The organism is Kribbella shirazensis (assembly GCF_011761605.1).
Lineage (GTDB): Bacteria > Actinomycetota > Actinomycetes > Propionibacteriales > Kribbellaceae > Kribbella > Kribbella shirazensis.
Genome location: NZ_JAASRO010000001.1, coordinates 2,079,889 through 2,093,990, shown reverse-complemented (window position 1 = coordinate 2,093,990; position 14,102 = coordinate 2,079,889). Strand labels below are relative to the sequence as shown.

Here is a 14,102-nt window from a genome sequence, read left to right as displayed (position 1 = left end):
CGATGCGGAACATCACACTGAAGCACGAGCGGGTGGCGCGGGTCCTCGCCCGCGAGATCAAGTCCGGCGTCGTACGGCGCGGCGCCCAGCTGCCCGGTGAGGTCGAGCTGGCGAAGCGCTTCTCGGTCAGCCGGAACACGGTCCGCGCGGCGCTCGCCGTACTGGCCGAGGACGAGCTGATCGCGACCCGGACCGGCAAGGGGTCGTACGTGCTGTTCGACGGGCAGCCGCTGGACGGGCGGCTCGGCTGGACGCACGCGCTGTCCGAGCAGGGGGTGGAGACCCGGATGCGGACGATCCGGATCGAACGCGAGGACGATCACGCCCTGGCCGAGCGGCACGATCTCGCCTCGCCGGAGGTGATCGTGATCGAACGCGTCCGGCAGCTGACGGACGGTACGGCGATCTCGCTCGAACGCAGCCGGATACCGGCGATCGAGGCCCTGCGGGACCTGCCCGAACGCGGCCTCGACAACGGCTCGATCAGCGTCACGCTGAACCGCGCCGGCCTGTACCTCGACCACTGCGAGCAACGCCTCCGCGGCCGCCGGCTCACGCCGGTCGAGGCCGATCTCCTCGACCGCCCCGACGGCACCTGGTTCCTGCACACCACCCGCACCAGCTGGACCGCGACGGACGATTTCGCCGAGTACGCCGACGAACTGCTCGACCCCGACCACTACGAACTGAGCCTGTCCTACAGCCGCTGAGGCTCAGAAGTCGATCCGCAGGACGGCGCGGCGGCGGCCCGGGCGGCTGACTTCGGTGAAGCCGGCTGCCGTGAACATCGACGGCGTACCGACCGAGCCACCGTCGACGAAGTCCGGGTAGCCCTCGACGGCGCGGGCGCCACGGTCGCGGGCGTGATCGGCGGCGGCGCGGGCGAGTGCCCGGCTGATTCCCCGGCGGCGGTAGCCGGGCCGGGTGACGAAGCAGGTCACGGCCCACACGGCGGGGTCGGTCTTGTCCTCGTCCCGACCGAGCCACGGAACGCGGTAGTCGCGCAACAGCCTGGCGTGGCCGGCCCGCGGGGCGACGGCGCACCAGCCCACGGGCTCGCCGTCGAGGTACGCGACGAGACCTGTCGTCGCCGGGGCCTCTCGATCACCGCACGCGGTCTGGTCGCGGAGCCGCGCGGCGAGCTCCTCGGGACCTTCCGAGGCCCACGACTCCTTGGGCAACATCCGGAACCGCTGGCACCAGCAGCGGCCGGTGTCGCCGCCCGCGCCGAAGACCGCCTGCAAGTCCTCCCATGCCGCCTCGTTCGCCGGCACGATCGTGAGCTGGTCGTCCGTCACCGGCTCCCGCGATCCCGTCGGCAGAGGTGTCCTCTTGGGCGCGGGCCGCTTCTGCTTGGGCGGAGCCGCCTCGAACGTCAGCCGGACCTCCACCTCGTCCCCCGCGTCCAGTCCGGCCGGCTTGCGTACGGCGTCCTTCAACGGCAGCAGGTATCTGCCGTCCTTCGGCCACAACGACGTCTTCCACTCGGCACTGCCGATCCGGGCGTGGATCGGCAGCATCCCCCAGCCGTAGCTGGTGGCCAGCGCCACCTCACGCAGTGCGGCGCTCTCCTCCTCGGGCACCGGCACGAAGTAGTAAGGCGCCGGTCCGCGCCACTCGATCACCTCGCCGAGGAACTCCATGGAACCGATGCTAGGCCCGGTTCCGGACGCCCTACTTCCGGATTCGACGGCGATTCCGGAACTAGGGAGTTGGTTGCCCGAGGCATAGGGAGTTGTGCCGATGTGCGGGTTCTCCTCAGACGCGCACTGTCTTCTCAACGACAGCAGACCGCGGAGGCGATCATGTACTTCCATTCGACCGACTCGCTCCAGGCAGAGATTCGGTACCGGCAGGACCGGATCCGCCGTGACTTCCAGCGGCCGTTCTGGTTCCAGCGCAAGCGCACGCCGCAGCCGCCACAGCCCTGCGCGCCCGAGCTGCGAGCCCGTCCCGCGATGTGACCGCACGATCACCGCCCCGGTCCCTTTCCCTCCCGGCGCGGCCGGCTCCCCGGAGCCGGTCGCGCCGCCGTCATGAGGGGGTCTTAGGCACCCCCTAGGACCCCCTAAGGTCCCCCGGCCCGGACCGCCGGCCGGGGATAGGGAGGAGTTCCGATGTGCGGCCCTACCTCAGACGAGCAGATTTACAGGTGCCGGCAGGGAGCCGGCAGCACCAGACGGAGGACCACATGTTCAGCAACGCATCGGTCAAGGCTGAGGTCGACTACCGCAGGGAGCGCCTCACCCGCGACTTCCGGCAGACCCGGAGCACCCGGGGCCGCCGGACCATCAGCAACCTGTTCGGCCGGAAAGCCTGAAGGGAGGGACACACCATGATCACCGTTTCACTGACTCCGGACCTGATGAAGGCGGAGACGGCGTACCGGCTGGAGCGCGCCAAGCGTGACTTCCGGGCCGCCAACCGGCGGCAGCGCACGGCGAAGGACTCGCAGCCGGAGCCGCGCCACGCCCTCCGACCCCGCCCGGCGGCATGACCGCCCGGACCGCCGTCCCTGATCCAGAACTCGCGATCAGGGACGGCGTTTCTGTACCCGGATCCGTGACCGGAAGCAACCAGCGAACGGGATGCCGTCGATTTGTGTCGGCGCCAGGGGCGAAGATGGACGACGTGCCCTGGAACTCGACACCTCTCGTCGGCCGCTCGACCGAGATGGCCGCCCTGCTCAGCGCCGTGGACGACGCCAAGACCCGTCGTGCCGGCGCCGTGCTGCTGTCCGGTGACGCCGGCGTCGGCAAGACCCGGCTGCTGGACGAGGTGGCGACGGGTGCCCACGAGCGCGGTTTCGGCGTGCTGGTCGGGCACTGCACCGACTTCGGCGACGCCGGCCTGCCCTACCAGCCGTTCTCCGAGATCTTCGGCCGCCTCGCGGGCGACCGGCCCGATCTCGTCGAGGGTGTGCTGACCAACTTCCCGGCGATCGGCCGGCTGCTGCCCGCGCACCGCCTGCTCGGCGCCCAGCCGGCGCCGCAGGAGGTCCAGCTCGACCGGGCCGCGCTGTTCGACGCCGTCCTCGGCGCGTTCACCGCGCTGTCCACCAGTGAGCCGATCGTGGTGATCATCGAGGACGCACACTGGGCCGACGACTCGACGCGGGACCTGATCGGTTTCCTGATCACCCGCCTGACCTCGCAGCGCCTGGCGCTCGTCGTCTCCTACCGCAGCGACGACCTGCACCGCCGGCACCCGCTCCGCCGCCCGATCGCCGAGTGGTCCCGCAATCCCCGGGTACGCCGGGTGAACCTGCTTCCCCTGGACGCCGACGAGTCCCGCGCGCTGCTGCACTCGCTGCTGACCACTCCCCTGCCCGCGATCGAGGAGCGCCGCATCCTCGAGCGCGCCGGCGGCAACGCGTTCTTCACCGAGGAGCTGGCCGCGGCGGCCTCGATGGGCGACCGCGACGGCGTACCGCCCGATCTCGCCGACCTGCTGCTGGTCCGCCTCGATCCGCTGTCCGACGGCGCCCGGCAGGTCGCCCGGGTGATCGCGGTCGCCGGCCGCCGGGTCCCGCACACGCTCCTGACCGGGGTCGCGGGGCTTCCCGACCGCGAGCTCGACGAGGCCCTGCGCGAGCTGATCGACGCGCACATCATCGACGTACCGACCAGTGACCGGTACTACTTCCGCCACGCCCTGCTCGCCGAGGCCGTGTACGACGACCTGCTGCCGGGCGAGCGGGTCCGCCTGCACGCGTCGTACGTCCAGGCGCTGAAGGACCTGACGGTCGCGGGTACGGCGGCCGAGCTCGCGGGTCATGCCACGCGGTCGCACAACCTGCCGGTCGCGTTCGAGGCGCGGGTCCGGGCCGGTGAGGAAGCGATCTCGGTCGGCGCGCCGCAGGACGCGTTGAAGCACTACGAGCTCGCCCTGGAGCTCTTCCCGAACCGTGCGCCTGATCACGCGCCTGATCGTGCAGTCGACAAGACCTGGCTGATCGTGCAGACAGCGACCGCCGCGACGCTGTCCTCGCAGCATCTGCGCGCGGTGAAGATCCTCCGCAAGGCGCTGGCCGACCTGCCGCCGGACGCGCCGAAGCTGGAGCGCGCGCAGTTGCTGCTGCCGCTGGCCGACATCGCGCTGGTCATCGATCAGGACCAGGAGTCCCACGAGGCGATCTCACAGGCTCTGAAGCTGGTCAACGACGAGCCGGCCAGCGTGTTCAAGGCGCAGGTCGCGTCGCTGTACGCGCGGGTCTCCGACGCGCTCGGCCGGCCGATGGAGGCGGAACGCTGGGCGCACCGGGCGCTCGAGATCGCCCGCGAGGCGGGTCAGGAGTCGGCGGCCAGCGACGCCGGGATCACCCTGGCTCAGCTCCGGCGTCGCGCCGGCGATCCGGAGACCGCCGTGAAGCAGCTCGAGGAGGCCGCCATCCGGGCGCAGCTCACCGGCGATCCGGCCGCGGAGGTGCGGAGCCGGTTCCTGCTCGGGTCGACGCGGTACGAGCAGGGCGACCTGCTGAACGCGAGGACGGCGCTGTCGTTCGCGACCAAGCGGGCCGGTGAGCTCGGGCGGCAGTGGGCGGCGTACGGGTTCGACGCGCGGCGGTTGCTGGCGCTGACCGAGTTCACGCTCGGCGAGTGGGACGAGGCGTCCGCGACGGCGCGGACGGACGCGATGACGCCGGCGGCGGCCGCGGCGGCGCTGCGCGCGGTGGAGTTCTCGGTCCGCGGCGCGCGGGGTGACACCGCGGTCGCGGAGGAGTTCGAGCTGTCCCGCAAGTGGTGGGACCTGGACATCATGCTGCCGATCATCGGGCTGCAGCCGGCCGTGGACGCGTACCGCGTGCTCGACAAGCCGGCCGAGGCGGAGAGGCTGATCGCCGACGTGTCCACGCTGTGCAGCGACGTGTTCCAGACCGAGTGGTTCCTCGCGCGGATCCGGTTCTCCACGCTCGGCCTGCAGCTGCTGTGTCACCGGGCCGCCGGGGAGCCGTCGGCCGCGGCGGACCTGGTCGCGCGCGGTGCGGAGCTGGTCTCGGCCGGGCAGGCGACCGCGGAGAAGGGGCTGCCGCCAGGGCGCCTGATGGGCGTCGAAGGACTCGCCTGGCTCGCGCGGCTGGAGTCGGAGTGGGAGCGGCTGCGCTGGCTGACCGGGATCGACGCGCCGACGCCCGACGAGCACGTCGCCGCGTGGCGGCGGACCACGGACGCCTTCGGGTACGGCTACGTCTTCGAGCAGGCGTGGTCGCGGATCCGGTTGTCGGCGGCCCTCCGCGCCGCGGGCCGGGTCGCCGAAGCGAACGAGCAGACCGCGCTGGCGGCGGAGACGGGCCGGGAGCTTGGCGCTCGCCCGTTGCTGGAGGAGGCGGGTGGCGTCGACACCAGCGGCGCCAGTGCGCTGACGTCGCGGGAGACCGAAGTACTGCGGCTGCTCGCCGAGGGACGGACCAACCGGCAGCTGGCGCGGGAGCTGTACATCAGCGAGAAGACGGTCAGCGTGCACGTCTCGAACATCCTCGCCAAGCTCGGCGTCCGCTCCCGCACCGAGGCAGCCGCCGTGGCGCGCCGCGACGGACTGCTCTGATTCGCCGAGGACCGGCAGCGCCGGGAGTCAGCCGTGTTTGCGGCGGCGGTCCGGCTCGGCGTGGAGGTGGCGGGCCCGGGCACGGGCCAGCTCGTCGGCGCCGGCCGGTTCAGCCGGCTCGGCCGGTACAGCAGGCTCGGCCGGCGCGCGGTCGAGGTCGGTGATGTCGTCGAAGACCTCGCGGGCGTGCCGCATGCGCGCTGCGGCCAGCAGCGCCAGTGCAGCCGCAACGAGGGCGATCACTACCCACAGTTGCCACGACATAGCCTCACCACCAGGATTCGCCCCGTTCCCCCGTGTAATCACCATAGCCCCGAACTCAGCGCTTGGCGACCGGTTGTACTCATACCGTCAACGACAGCGTTTGAAACTCGCGTTTGTTGCTGCACGCAATCACAAACGGTGACCGGGGCAACCAGTCCATGGCCGGGAACGTGAACTACTTTCAGTTACTTCGCGGGGTGAGCCGGCCGCCACGGAACAGGTACGTCGCGCGCCCGTCCACCGGCTCCCGGAACGCGATCACCTCGTGCGTCCCGCGCTCCGGCTCGGCGGCGATCAGCCGCGAGTCGTCCAGCGGGACCAGCCGGGTCCGGCGCGGCTCCGGGATGAGGATCCGTGCCTCCTCGCTGACCGCGTCGTCCAGCACCCAGAACTCCCCGTCCTCGGCGGTGACCGTGCTTTGCGTCAGGACGCCGGTGTAGCGGCCGGTGACCAGTTCGGGGGAGATCTCGACCGGCGCGGCCGGCGGCACCGGGCGGACCGGCAGTTCGATCCCCGCGGTCTCGCGGAGGATGTGGCCGACCAGGTCGTCGTACAGCGCTCCCGGGCTGCCGCCGTTGGTGAGCAGCGCGACCGCGACACCCCGGTCCGGGACGAGCCGGAAGAACGCGGACTGGCCGACCGTTCCGCCGTCGTGGCCGTACAGCCGCCCGCCCTCGGCGTCGAAGATCATCCAGCCGAGCCCCCAGTGCTGCGCGAACCCGCCGATCGCCGGTACGTCGACCTGCGACTCCCACAACCGGTCGATCGTGGCCCGGTCGAGCAACGTCGCGTCCAGGTACGCGCGGCCGAACGTGATCAGGTCCCGCGCACTCATCGCCAGCAGCGACCCGGCCGGCGCCATCGCGTGCACCAGGCTCCACACCGGCGCCGCCTGCAACGGATCGCCCGGCTTCGGCGCCACATGCCCGAGCGCCGCGCGGTACAGCAGCGCCTCGTCCGGGATCGTCGCGACGTGGTCGAGCTCGAGCGGTACGGCGATCCGCTCCCGGATCAGCTCGTGGTACGGCTTCCCGACAAGGACCTCGGCGATCCGCCCGAGCACGACGTACCCGGCGTTGTTGTAGGAGAACCCCGCGCCCGGCGGCACCTCCTGCGCCAGGCCGGGCAGCACGTCGCGCACGAACAGCTCGACCGCGTCGTCGCCGCGCGACGTCGGCGTGAACGCGTCACCGGAGAAGCCGCTGGTGTGGGTCAGCAGCTGCCGCGTCGTGATCGCCGCGGCCGCGGTCTCGTCGGCGAGCTTGAACTCGGGAAGGTGGTCGCGCACCGGCCGGTCGAGATCGATCTTGCCCTCGGCAACCAGCTGGGCGATCAGCGTGGTGGTCCACAGCTTCGTGATCGACCCGATCTGGAAGACCGAGTCGACGGTCGCCTCGACGCCGGTGTTCAGGTTCAGGATCCCCGCGGCCGCCGTACTCACCTGACCGTCGGCCAGCACCGCGACCGACGCCGCCGGCACACCGTGCTTCGCGATCAGGCCCGCAAGATTCCCGTCCAGCCAACTCTGCACGTGCTCACTCCTCGGTCAGGCGGGGCTGCGACCACCCACGGCGCCCACAGCCCGCCACGGCTCTAGAAGACAGCCACGATCATCTACCACCACGCCGGAGGTTAGTCCTCCTCCTGCTGACGGCCTTATCGATCTTTCTGGCCTGCTCGCCCGTCGCGGCCCTGTTGGCATTGTTGCGGGACTGTCGCTGGGCTCCATCGAGTATTTGCTTGCTTACCTCCATGTCGCTCTTCTTCGGGCGCTTGTTCGGGTCAGCCTTTGCCATGCTCGAGTTCCCTTCCGGGTGGCGCAGTTGGGTTGAGTGAGCCCAGGCGGGCTCCTCAAGTCGACGCTCCCCGGAACGGCGCGGTTCCCTCCGGCCTAGGTCCAGCGGAGGACGCCCTTGCGGTAGGCGTACAGGAGGCCTACCGCCACGAAGGCGAGGAAGACGAACATCTCGATCAGGGTGGCGAAGCCGAGGGTCGCGAAGATGGTGGCCCACGGGAAGAGGTAGATCGCGTCGACGGCGAAGATCACATAGAGGTACGCGAACAGGTAGTACCGGATGTGCATCTGGGCCCAGCCCTCGCCGACCGGGTCGACGCCGGACTCGTACGTCGTGAGCTTGCCCTCGGTCGGATACGTGACGGTCAGCGCCTTGTTCAGCGCGAACGCGCCGATCAGCCCGACCAGGCCGAGCGCGACCACCGCGGCGATGACGCCATAGCTGTCCGACACGGGCAGCAGTCTAGTTCGTGCAGAGCAGCAACGAGTCGATGGAAACGTACGGACCGTAGCCGGAGCGGATGTCGGCGACCTGGAGGCGCAGGCGGGTCACGCCGGAGATGTCGTGGTTCAGCCAGCTCTCGGTCTCCTGCTGGACGCGGAGCGACGTCATCGCCTTGGTCCCGTTGTGCAGCGAGACCCGGACCAGCCCGTCGGTCAGGTTGCCCAGCCAGTTCCGCGAGTACCGGCACCCGGTCGCGTCGACCTCGCCCCAGACGTACCCGCCCTGGTTCGCCAGCAGGTCGGCCTCGGACCGCCGCGGCCCTTCCTTCGGCGGTACGACGGTGAACTGCGGCTGTCCCGCCCCGCCCGCGGCCGGCAGGCCCTTCTTGAACATCCCGCGCCACACGTAGTGCTTGAAGCTGATCATCGGCGAGATCGCCGCGGCGTACGGCGCCTGTGGGCCGACCGCGATCCGGTACGTCCGGACCGACCCGGGCTGCACCGTGGTGATCGTCACGCTGCCGCCGGACGAGTACCCGTGCGCGACCTCCTGCCACCGCTTCAGCGACGGGATCCACTGGTGCAACGGGATCCGGGTGCCGGCCGCGGGCGCCGGCGACAGCGTCCCGACCACCGTGATCACGCCCTTGGTCGCGTCGGTCGTCCGGATGCTGTGGATCTTCGCCGTCCGGGCGGGCGCCGTGACGGAGACAGGCGCCGCGGCCGCGGTACTGCCCAGACTCAGGGCGCTGTTCGCCGGGGCGATCGGGGCAGCGCACCCCGAGACGAGCACTGTCAGCAATCCGGCGAGCAACCGCACACGGCGCATGAGACAACTCCCTGAGGTCACAACAAGACGACCGCCACCCTGCCGCTTCTCACTGCGGATCGCAAGCGAGCGCTTGCGGAGGGTGATATCAGGAGGAGCTGAGGGTCCTACCGGATCGGACCACCTTCTGACACCGCGTCCCAGGCTGTGGACCACCGGGGCTTCCGCATGGTTCCGTGCAAAGGGCGAACTAATATTGGGGTTATCGCCCTGACGGGGGGATCGACCTGTCGTCCACGAGGTGGCAGACCGACCCAAGCTTCGACTTGGAGATGAACAGAACAGTGACCATCGAGGTCAAGCAGCTCGACCGCGTGGTGATCCGCTTCGCCGGCGACTCCGGCGACGGGATGCAACTCACGGGGGACAGGTTCACAGCGGAAACGGCATCGTTCGGCAACGACCTGTCGACGTTGCCCAACTTCCCAGCGGAGATCCGGGCACCAGCCGGGACCCTGCCGGGAGTCAGCTCCTTCCAGCTCCACTTCGCCGACCACGACATCCTCACGCCGGGTGATGCGCCCGATGTGCTGATCGCTATGAACCCGGCGGCGCTCAAGGCGAACCTCAAGGACGTGCCGCGGGGCGCGACCCTGATCGTCGACACCGCCGACTTCACCGCGCGCAACCTGAAGCGGATCGGGTACGACGAGAACCCGCTGGAGACCGGCGAGCTCGACGGCTACCACGTCGTACCGCTGAACCTGACCGGCATGACGGTGGAGTCGGTCAAGGAGTTCGGCCTGTCCCGCAAGGACGCGTCGCGGGCGAAGAACATGTACGCGCTCGGCCTGGTGTCCTGGCTGTTCCAGCGGCCGGTCGAGTCGACGATCTCGTTCCTGGAGACCAAGTTCGCGTCCAAGGCGGACATCCGCGACGCGAACATCGCGGCCTTCCGCGCGGGCTACAACTTCGGTGAGACCGCCGAGGAGTTCTCGGTCCGGTACGAGGTGAAGCCGGCCAGCATGGCCGCCGGCACGTACCGGAACATCTCCGGCAACCTCGCACTGGCGTACGGCCTGGTGGCGGGCGCGCAGCGGGCCGGGTTGCCGCTGGTCCTCGGCGCGTACCCGATCACCCCGGCGTCCGACGTCCTGCACGAGCTGTCCAAGCTCAAGCGGTTCAACGTGACCACGATCCAGGCCGAGGACGAGATCGCCGGTGTCGGCGCCGCGCTCGGCGCGTCGTTCGGCGGCGCGCTCGGCGTCACCACGTCGTCCGGCCCGGGGATCAGCCTGAAGTCCGAGACGATCGGTCTCGGCGTGATGCTCGAACTGCCGCTGGTGGTCTGCGACATCCAGCGCGCCGGGCCCTCGACGGGTATGCCGACCAAGACCGAGCAGGCCGACCTGCTGCAGGTGATGTTCGGCCGCAACGGCGAGGCCCCGCTGCCGGTGCTCGCGGCGCAGTCCCCCGCGGACTGCTTCGCGATCGCGATCGAGGCGGCCCGGATCGCGATCACCTACCGCACGCCGGTGATCGTGCTGTCCGACGGCTACCTGGCGAACGGGTCCGAGCCGTGGAAGATCCCGGTCGTCGACGACCTGCCGACGATCGACCCGGACTTCACGACCGCGCCCAACGCGACCGGCCCGGACGGCAAGCCGCTCTACCTCCCGTACGAGCGTGACCCGGAGACCCTCGCCCGCGCCTGGGCGATCCCGGGGACCGCGGGCCTGGACCACCGGATCGGCGGCCTGGAGAAGGAGGACAAGACCGGCAACATCTCCTACGACCCGGCCAACCACGACCTGATGATCCGGACCCGGCAGGCGAAGGTGGACGCGGTCGCCCGGTCGATCCCGCCGATCGAGGTCGACGATCCCGACGGTACGGCGAAGGTCCTGGTGCTCGGGTGGGGTTCGACGTACGGCCCGATCGGCGCCGGTGTCCGCCGGGTCCGCAAGGTCGGCGGCAAGGTCGCGCAGGCGCACCTGCGGCACCTGAACCCGTTCCCGTCGAATCTCGGGGACGTGCTGCGGTCGTACGAGAAGGTCCTGGTCCCGGAGATGAACCTGGGCCAGCTGGCGATGCTGCTGCGTTCGAAGTACCTGGTCGACGTCGTCTCCTACGCGCAGGTCCGCGGTATGCCGCTCGGCGCGGCGGAGCTGGCCGAGGTGATCGGCAACCTGGTCGAGGAGACCGAGGGCATCGACGACGACGCCCGCCACCTGGGGGCGGCCGCGGCCGCCGTCAAGCACGGTGAGGCACTGGTCGACCAGAACGGCCATCTCAAGCCTGGAATGCAAACAGGGGGAGCACGATGAGCACCGTAGAGCTCGGCATGCCCAGCCTGCCGAACGGTCTGCACGGCGTCCCGGCCGCGACCGAGCCGCAGAACCGCAAGGAGTACGTGTCGGACCAGGAGGTCCGCTGGTGCCCCGGCTGCGGCGACTACGCCGTACTCGCGGCCTTCCAGGGGTTCCTGCCCGAGCTGGGGATCAAGCGCGAGAACGTCGCGATGGTCTCCGGGATCGGCTGCTCGTCCCGGTTCCCGTACTACCTGTCGACGTACGGCATGCACTCGATCCACGGCCGCGCGCCGGCGATCGCGACCGGGCTGGCGACGGCCCGGCCGGACCTGAGCGTGTGGGTGGTGACCGGTGACGGCGACGCGCTGTCGATCGGCGGCAACCACCTGATCCACACGCTGCGGCGGAACGTGAACCTCAAGATCCTGCTGTTCAACAACCGGATCTACGGCCTCACCAAGGGGCAGTACTCGCCGACGTCGGAGCCGGGCAAGGTGACGAAGTCGACGCCGATGGGGTCGGTGGACAACCCGTTCAACCCGGTCTCGCTGGCGCTCGGCGCGGAGGCGACGTTCGTGGCGCGGACGGTCGACTCCGACCGCAAGCACCTGACCTCGGTCCTGCGGGCCGCGGCCGAGCACCGCGGTACGGCGTTCGTGGAGATCTACCAGAACTGCCCGATCTTCAACGACAACGCGTTCGAGGCGTTCAAGGACCCGGAGACCCGGGACGACGCGATCATCCCGCTGGTGCACGGCGAACCGATCCGGTTCGGCACCGACGGGCGGCTCGGCGTGGTCCGCGACGGGTTCGCGTCGCTGGCCGTCCGCGAGATCGCCGACCTGCCGAACGGCGAGGCCGACCTGGTCGTCCACGACGCCCACACCGACGACCCGGCGTACGCGTTCGCCCTGTCCCGCCTCACCGACGCCGGCGTCCTGCACCGCGCACCCGTCGGCGTGTTCCGCGCCGTCGACCGCCCGGCGTACGACGACCTGGTCCGCCAGCAGATCACCACCGCCGAGGAAACCCAGGGCCCCGGCGACCTGCAGTCCCTCGTCACCGGCGCCGACACCTGGACGATCAACTAGAGAAGCTCGAGCAGGCCGTGTCCGGCCGCGCGGTCGAGGTGTCGCGCGGTCAGGCCGGCTCGGCGGGCGGCGAGGACGTCCAGCTCGAGGTTGTCGCCGATCATCAGTACGTCGGACGGCTCGCAGCCCAGTGCTTCGCAGACGCGTTGGTAAGCCACTGGATCGGGCTTGCTGACGCCGAGGGACTCGGACGTGCACACCACGTCGACGAACTCGGCAAGCCCGATCGCGGCCAGCTTCGCGTTCTGCTGCGTCGTACTGCCGTTGGTGAGTACGCCGATCCGCCATCCGTTGCCGCGAGCAACTTCCAGGGCGGGACGCGCGTCCGGGAACGCGATCCAGCTGCCCCGGTAGTGCTTCAGGTAGCCCTCGAAGAACTCGTCCTGCTCACCCTCCGTCGGCGGCACCGGGTGGCCGACGAGCGGGAGGAACTCGTGCAGCCTGGCGCGTCGCTGCCCTTGATGGGTCAGCTCCCCGGCGAGCCAGCGAGGGTAGACGCGGTCCTCGATCGCGAACCACTCGACGACCAGCTCGTCGGTCGGCGCGACGCCCAGCTCCGCGACCCAACTCCGGACCGCGAACGTCGCCGACCCCCGGTGATCGAACAACGTGTCGTCCAGATCGAACACAACCCCCTTCACGCGCGCACCACCGAGTCGCGGGTGAGTTCTCGGTGGTTGGCGTGGCCGGAGAGGGCGAGGGTGAGGTCGAGTTCGGCGAGAAAGCAGCGCAGTACGTGCTCGACGCCTGCTTGGCCGGCCAGCGCGAGGCCGTAGAGGAGGGGGCGGCCGAGGAGGATCGCCTTGGCGCCCAGGGCGAGCGCCTTCGCGGCGTCGGCTCCGGTGCGCACGCCGGAGTCGAACAGGATCGTCAGCTGTTCGCCGACCGCGTCCGCGATCGCGGGCAGCGCGTCCAGCGCGGCGACCGCGCCGTCGACCTGGCGGCCGCCGTGGTTCGAGACCACGATGCCGTCGACGCCGTGCTCGGCGGCGAGCTTGGCGTCCTCGACATGGGTGATGCCCTTCAGCACGATCGGCCCGTCCCAGTTGTCGCGCAGGAACGACAGGTCGTCCCACGCCAGCCCGACGTTCGGGAACATCTGCGCCCAGTGCATCACCGCCGCGCCCGGGTCCTCGGCGACCGGCTTGGCCAGCTTCGCCTGGAACGCGGGGTCACTGAAGTAGTTCGCCAGCCCCTCCCCCTTCAGGAACGGCAGGAACCCGCGATCCAGATCCGCCGGGCGCCACCCGATCGTCCCGGTGTCGAGGGTGACGACGAGTACGCCGTACCCCGCCGCCTTCGCGCGCTGCAGGAAGCTCAGGCAGACGTCCCGGTCGGTCGGGTAGTACAGCTGGAACCACTTGCTGGCTGCCTCGATCTGCTCGATCGCGTGGCTGGCCTGGGTCGAGTGTGTGTAGGTCAGACCGAGCGTGCCGGCGGCGCGGGCCGTCGCCAGCTCGCCGTCCGGGTGCGCGAGCGTCTGTACGCCGATCGGCGCGACCAGGACCGGCGCGGGCATCGCCGTACCCAGGATCGTGCAGGACAGGTCGCGTTCGGTGCTGCCGCGGAGCATCCGGGGCACCAGGCGCCAGCGTTCGAACGCCGCCTGGTTGGCGCGCGCGGTCGCGCCGCTGCCCGCGCTCGGCACGATGTACCCCATCGCCTCGGCCGGTAACTTCCCGGCCGCCTGCGACTCCAGCCGCGCCAGGTCGGTCGTGATCTCCGGCGTCGTCCCCTGCAGCATCCCCTGCAGGTAGATCTGCAACTGGTAGTCCCCGAAGTTGGCCATGCCGGATCCTTGCATGGCACGGACCGCCAGGCCATCACAATGCGACCGCTCCGGCGGTCCCCACGCTCAGCGGGCTCCGGGTGCGTGGATTGTG

At 70.4% G+C, this 14,102-nt stretch carries 15 protein-coding genes; 7 read left to right on the top strand and 8 right to left on the bottom strand.

What is annotated here, in order from left to right; genetic code table 11:
* Window positions 1–2: 2 nt before the first annotated feature.
* Window positions 3–710, top strand: a complete 708-nt coding sequence (locus tag BJY22_RS10250; protein WP_167205615.1) for a GntR family transcriptional regulator — start codon at window positions 3–5, stop codon at window positions 708–710.
* A 3-nt stretch (window positions 711–713) separates the two neighbouring features.
* Here the strand turns inward: BJY22_RS10250 and BJY22_RS41005 are convergent, their stop codons facing one another.
* On the bottom strand, window positions 714–1,643 hold the full coding sequence (locus BJY22_RS41005) for a DUF1905 domain-containing protein (protein ID WP_202891058.1): 930 nt from the start codon (window positions 1,641–1,643) through the stop codon (window positions 714–716).
* Between the two features lie 162 nt (window positions 1,644–1,805).
* On the opposite strand from BJY22_RS41005, the gene BJY22_RS10235 reads away from it, so the two are divergent.
* From BJY22_RS10235 to BJY22_RS42375, 4 genes are all read left to right on the top strand, one after another.
* Complete coding sequence (locus BJY22_RS10235) at window positions 1,806–1,964, top strand: hypothetical protein (RefSeq protein WP_167205613.1); 159 nt, start codon at window positions 1,806–1,808, stop codon at window positions 1,962–1,964.
* 227 nt (window positions 1,965–2,191) lie between these two features.
* Window positions 2,192–2,320, top strand: coding sequence for a hypothetical protein (locus tag BJY22_RS42380; RefSeq protein WP_272954817.1), 129 nt, complete (start codon window positions 2,192–2,194; stop codon window positions 2,318–2,320).
* 15 nt (window positions 2,321–2,335) lie between these two features.
* Window positions 2,336–2,497: a hypothetical protein gene (locus BJY22_RS10230; RefSeq protein ID WP_167205612.1), complete on the top strand. Its 162-nt coding sequence runs from the start codon at window positions 2,336–2,338 to the stop codon at window positions 2,495–2,497.
* A 125-nt stretch (window positions 2,498–2,622) separates the two neighbouring features.
* Window positions 2,623–5,544: a helix-turn-helix transcriptional regulator gene (locus tag BJY22_RS42375; protein ID WP_167205610.1), complete on the top strand. Its 2,922-nt coding sequence runs from the start codon at window positions 2,623–2,625 to the stop codon at window positions 5,542–5,544.
* 27 nt (window positions 5,545–5,571) lie between these two features.
* Here BJY22_RS42375 and BJY22_RS10220 read toward each other — a convergent pair whose 3' ends face one another.
* The 5 genes from BJY22_RS10220 to BJY22_RS10200 all read right to left on the bottom strand — a co-directional run bounded on the left by BJY22_RS10220 (window position 5,572) and on the right by BJY22_RS10200 (window position 8,876).
* Window positions 5,572–5,808 carry a ferritin family protein gene (locus tag BJY22_RS10220; protein WP_167205608.1) on the bottom strand — a complete coding sequence of 79 codons (237 nt, stop codon included), beginning with the start codon at window positions 5,806–5,808 and terminating at the stop codon, window positions 5,572–5,574.
* A gap of 181 nt (window positions 5,809–5,989) precedes the next feature.
* Window positions 5,990–7,339 carry a serine hydrolase gene (locus BJY22_RS10215; protein WP_167205606.1) on the bottom strand — a complete coding sequence of 450 codons (1,350 nt, stop codon included), beginning with the start codon at window positions 7,337–7,339 and terminating at the stop codon, window positions 5,990–5,992.
* Window positions 7,340–7,418: 79 nt separating this feature from the next.
* A complete protein-coding gene (locus BJY22_RS10210; protein WP_167205604.1) occupies window positions 7,419–7,604 on the bottom strand; it encodes a hypothetical protein in 186 nt (61 codons plus the stop codon).
* A gap of 95 nt (window positions 7,605–7,699) precedes the next feature.
* The gene (locus BJY22_RS10205) at window positions 7,700–8,056 is read right to left on the bottom strand and encodes an NADH-quinone oxidoreductase subunit A (RefSeq protein ID WP_337758469.1); all 357 of its coding nucleotides are present in this window, start codon (window positions 8,054–8,056) and stop codon (window positions 7,700–7,702) included.
* 10 nt (window positions 8,057–8,066) lie between these two features.
* The gene (locus tag BJY22_RS10200; RefSeq protein WP_167205602.1) at window positions 8,067–8,876 is read right to left on the bottom strand and encodes a hypothetical protein; all 810 of its coding nucleotides are present in this window, start codon (window positions 8,874–8,876) and stop codon (window positions 8,067–8,069) included.
* 272 nt (window positions 8,877–9,148) lie between these two features.
* Here BJY22_RS10200 and BJY22_RS10195 point away from each other — a divergent pair, with 272 nt between their 5' ends.
* Both BJY22_RS10195 and BJY22_RS10190 read left to right on the top strand, forming a co-directional pair.
* The gene (locus BJY22_RS10195; RefSeq protein ID WP_202891057.1) at window positions 9,149–11,143 is read left to right on the top strand and encodes a 2-oxoacid:acceptor oxidoreductase subunit alpha; all 1,995 of its coding nucleotides are present in this window, start codon (window positions 9,149–9,151) and stop codon (window positions 11,141–11,143) included.
* On the top strand, window positions 11,140–12,219 hold the full coding sequence (locus BJY22_RS10190; RefSeq protein ID WP_202891056.1) for a 2-oxoacid:ferredoxin oxidoreductase subunit beta: 1,080 nt from the start codon (window positions 11,140–11,142) through the stop codon (window positions 12,217–12,219). Before BJY22_RS10195 ends, BJY22_RS10190 begins: the two co-directional genes overlap by 4 nt.
* Here the strand turns inward: BJY22_RS10190 and BJY22_RS10185 are convergent.
* Complete coding sequence (locus tag BJY22_RS10185; RefSeq protein ID WP_167205600.1) at window positions 12,216–12,860, bottom strand: HAD-IA family hydrolase; 645 nt, start codon at window positions 12,858–12,860, stop codon at window positions 12,216–12,218. The genes BJY22_RS10190 and BJY22_RS10185 overlap by 4 nt on opposite strands.
* Window positions 12,857–14,008, bottom strand: a complete 1,152-nt coding sequence (locus BJY22_RS10180; RefSeq protein ID WP_167205599.1) for an alpha-hydroxy-acid oxidizing protein — start codon at window positions 14,006–14,008, stop codon at window positions 12,857–12,859. The genes BJY22_RS10185 and BJY22_RS10180 overlap by 4 nt, the downstream gene beginning before the upstream one ends.
* Window positions 14,009–14,102: the final 94 nt, after the last annotated feature.

Coding starts and splice junctions, on each gene's coding strand:
- BJY22_RS10210 (WP_167205604.1), bottom strand. CDS start 7,604: ATGGCAAAGGCTGACCCGAACAAGCGCCCGAAGAAGAGCGACATGGAG.
- BJY22_RS10180 (WP_167205599.1), bottom strand. CDS start 14,008: ATGGCCAACTTCGGGGACTACCAGTTGCAGATCTACCTGCAGGGGATG.
- BJY22_RS42380 (WP_272954817.1), top strand. CDS start 2,192: ATGTTCAGCAACGCATCGGTCAAGGCTGAGGTCGACTACCGCAGGGAG.
- BJY22_RS10230 (WP_167205612.1), top strand. CDS start 2,336: ATGATCACCGTTTCACTGACTCCGGACCTGATGAAGGCGGAGACGGCG.
- BJY22_RS42375 (WP_167205610.1), top strand. CDS start 2,623: ATGGACGACGTGCCCTGGAACTCGACACCTCTCGTCGGCCGCTCGACC.
- BJY22_RS10200 (WP_167205602.1), bottom strand. CDS start 8,876: ATGCGCCGTGTGCGGTTGCTCGCCGGATTGCTGACAGTGCTCGTCTCG.
- BJY22_RS10220 (WP_167205608.1), bottom strand. CDS start 5,808: ATGTCGTGGCAACTGTGGGTAGTGATCGCCCTCGTTGCGGCTGCACTG.
- BJY22_RS10195 (WP_202891057.1), top strand. CDS start 9,149: ATGAACAGAACAGTGACCATCGAGGTCAAGCAGCTCGACCGCGTGGTG.
- BJY22_RS10250 (WP_167205615.1), top strand. CDS start 3: ATGCGGAACATCACACTGAAGCACGAGCGGGTGGCGCGGGTCCTCGCC.
- BJY22_RS10190 (WP_202891056.1), top strand. CDS start 11,140: ATGAGCACCGTAGAGCTCGGCATGCCCAGCCTGCCGAACGGTCTGCAC.
- BJY22_RS41005 (WP_202891058.1), bottom strand. CDS start 1,643: ATGGAGTTCCTCGGCGAGGTGATCGAGTGGCGCGGACCGGCGCCTTAC.
- BJY22_RS10235 (WP_167205613.1), top strand. CDS start 1,806: ATGTACTTCCATTCGACCGACTCGCTCCAGGCAGAGATTCGGTACCGG.